The sequence below is a fragment of the Thermoplasmata archaeon genome, from assembly GCA_035632695.1.
GTDB lineage: Archaea > Thermoplasmatota > Thermoplasmata > RBG-16-68-12 > RBG-16-68-12 > RBG-16-68-12.
Genome location: DASQGG010000189.1, coordinates 1 through 2,689 on the forward strand (window position 1 = coordinate 1; position 2,689 = coordinate 2,689).

Genomic DNA, 2,689 nt, shown 5'->3' on the forward strand with positions numbered 1-2,689 from the left:
CGTCCTGGCGGCGATCCTGTTCGGCGTCGCCTCCTGGGCCATGCTGAATCCAAGCCTCCCGAGCACGACCGGGGGTGCGACGTGGATCTATTACTGGGTCTGCGGGCTCACGGGCATGCTCACGGCCGTGGTCTACGTGTGGATCACGCAGTACTACACGGAAGCGAGGTATCGCCCCGTGCGGGACATCGCCCAAGCGTCCGAGACGGGCCCCGGAACGAACATCATCGCCGGCTTCTCCGTGGGCCTTGAGGCGACCGCGATCCCGGCCGTCGTGGTCTCCATTGCGATCCTCATCTCCTACTGGTTGGGCCAGTCCACCGGGATTCCGGGAGGCGGAATCTACGGGACGGCGATCGCGACCATGGGCATGCTCGCGACCGCGGCGTACATCCTGGCCATGGACACGTTCGGTCCCATCGTGGACAACGGCGCGGGCATCGCGGAAATGGCGGGTGTGTCCGATTCCGTGCGGAAGAACATGGACAAGCTGGATGCGGCCGGCAACACAACGAAGGCCCTCACGAAGGGGTACGCGGTCGGCAGCGCCGCGCTCGCGGCGTTCCTGCTATTCAACGCGTTCCTCACAGAGGCCAACGTCAAGTCCGTGGACTTGTCCCACCCGGAGACGTTCGTGGGCGCGTTCATGGGAGCCGCACTGATCTTCCTGTTCAGCGCGTTCGCGATCCGATCCGTGGGCAAGGCGGCCTGGACGATCATCAAGGATGTCCGCGCGCAGTTCAAGGAGAAGCCTGGAATCATGGCGGGGACGGAGAAGCCGGACTACGGGCGCACGGTCGACATCTGCACGAAGGGGGCACTCCGGGAAATGGTCGTGCCGGGCCTCTTGGCGGTCCTGACCCCCGTCGCAGTGGGGTTCCTCTTCAAGTTCGTCAAGATCACCCCGAACCTTCCCGCGGGCGAGCCCCTCGGCGGAACGCTTATGGTCGGGACCATCGCGGGCATCCTGATGGCCCTTACCTTGAACACGGGCGGCGGTGCGTGGGACAACGCGAAGAAGTACATCGAGGCCGGGAACCTGGGCGGCAAGGGGAGCGCCACGCATAAGGCCGCGGTGGTGGGCGACACGGTAGGCGATCCGTTCAAGGACACCGCGGGACCGTCGCTGCACATCGTCGTCAAGCTGCTCTCGACGATCACGCTGGTCATGGCGCCCCTCCTGCTGTGAAGAGCGCATTGCCGACCGCGGACGGGCGGGCATCTTAGGGAGCGGTCCATGCAAACCGTTAATAGGGATGCGAAGAATCCGCGGGCTGGAGGAGGACCTTGGGAGCCCCACAGAGTTCTGAGAGCAGTGCGCCTCCTGCGCCTGCGCCCGCGGGCAGGAGAAGGAATCCGAGAACGGTCCGACTGCTCGCGATCGTGCTAATTGTGGTGGTTGCGGTCTCTGGGGCGGTCGCGTACTACGTGATCACCGCGCCGTCTGCCTGCAACTTTCAGACGACGAACCCGCTAATCTTCGACCAGCCGGAGCGACCCGATTCGCTCGATCCCCACGTGACCTTCTCGACGCCCGGCTGGGGAGTCGTCCAGCAGGTGTACCAGAGCATGGTCAACTACAACGGGAGCCAGTACACCAGGTTCGTCCCCGTCCTTGCCAGCAGTTGGACGAACTCGACGGACGGGTTCAACTGGACGTTCCACCTGCGGCAGGACGTCCACTTCTCGAATGGCGATGCGTTCAACGCCTACGTGATGTGGTACAGCCTGTACCGCGCCCTGGTCATGAACCAAGCGGGCAGCTTCATCCTGCAGGAGAACTTCTGGTATCCGGGCGTGAACTACTACTCGGCCTCCGCCGCGAGCAACAGCTCGCGCGACTGGGTGGCGAGCGTCCTGAACTCGTACAACTTCGTGAATCCGACCTCCGCGCAACTCGCCGTGATGGAGGCTTCGAATCAGTCGTTCCAGGTGATCGACAAGTATACGATTCAGCTCAACCTGGGCGCTGGTTACCTGGGCGTCGTCCCCTATACGTACCTGCTCGCATCTCTCTCCGGGCCCATCGCGAGCGCGGTCGACCCGCTCATCGTGTCGGCGAACGGCGGCGTGCCCGTCAACGACTACAACCGATGGATGGCAACCCACACGGTGGGCACGGGTCCGTTTGTCCTTCGCGGCGGATTCCTCGACCTCGGTTCCGCCACGAAGTACACCCTCGACCCCGACCCAAGCTACTGGGCTATGAACGACTCCAAGGCGGAACCCTGGAATGACATCCTCGCGCCCGCGAAGTCGTCCCTCGAGATCGACTTCCAGGGGGACCCCGCGATCGCGGTCAACGACATGAAGACGGGTCGGGTGCTGAGTGCCTCGCTCGCGTACATCGGACCGTCCACAATCAACTCCCTGAAGGGGCTTGCATGCATCAACGTGAACGCCCTCGATGACGTGTACGGCTCGACCGCAGGAGCGTGGTGGGTCTACATGAACCAGAACACGGCGCCCTTCAACAACCTCTCCGTCCGCAAGGCGGTGGTCCACGCGATCAACTACGACCGGATCATCCAAGTCGCGTTCGGCGGCTACGCGAAGCGCTGGGTGGGGCCCGTGCCCTTGGGCTACCCGGACTACAACCTGGACAACCTCGCGCCGTACGAGTACAACCTCACGCTGGCGAAGCAGTACATGAACCAGTCGCCGTAGAAGAACGGGTACTCCAAGCCGA

At 63.7% G+C, this 2,689-nt stretch carries 2 protein-coding genes; both read left to right on the forward strand.

The features are described from left to right. The coding region (locus tag VEY12_11880) for a sodium/proton-translocating pyrophosphatase (GenBank protein ID HYM40816.1) at positions 1-1,189 on the forward strand (1,189 nt) is incomplete at its 5' end. A 194-nt stretch (positions 1,190-1,383) separates the two neighbouring features. After that, positions 1,384-2,667, forward strand: a complete 1,284-nt coding sequence (locus tag VEY12_11885; protein HYM40817.1) for an ABC transporter substrate-binding protein — start codon at positions 1,384-1,386, stop codon at positions 2,665-2,667. The last annotated feature ends 22 nt before the right edge of the window (positions 2,668-2,689 follow it).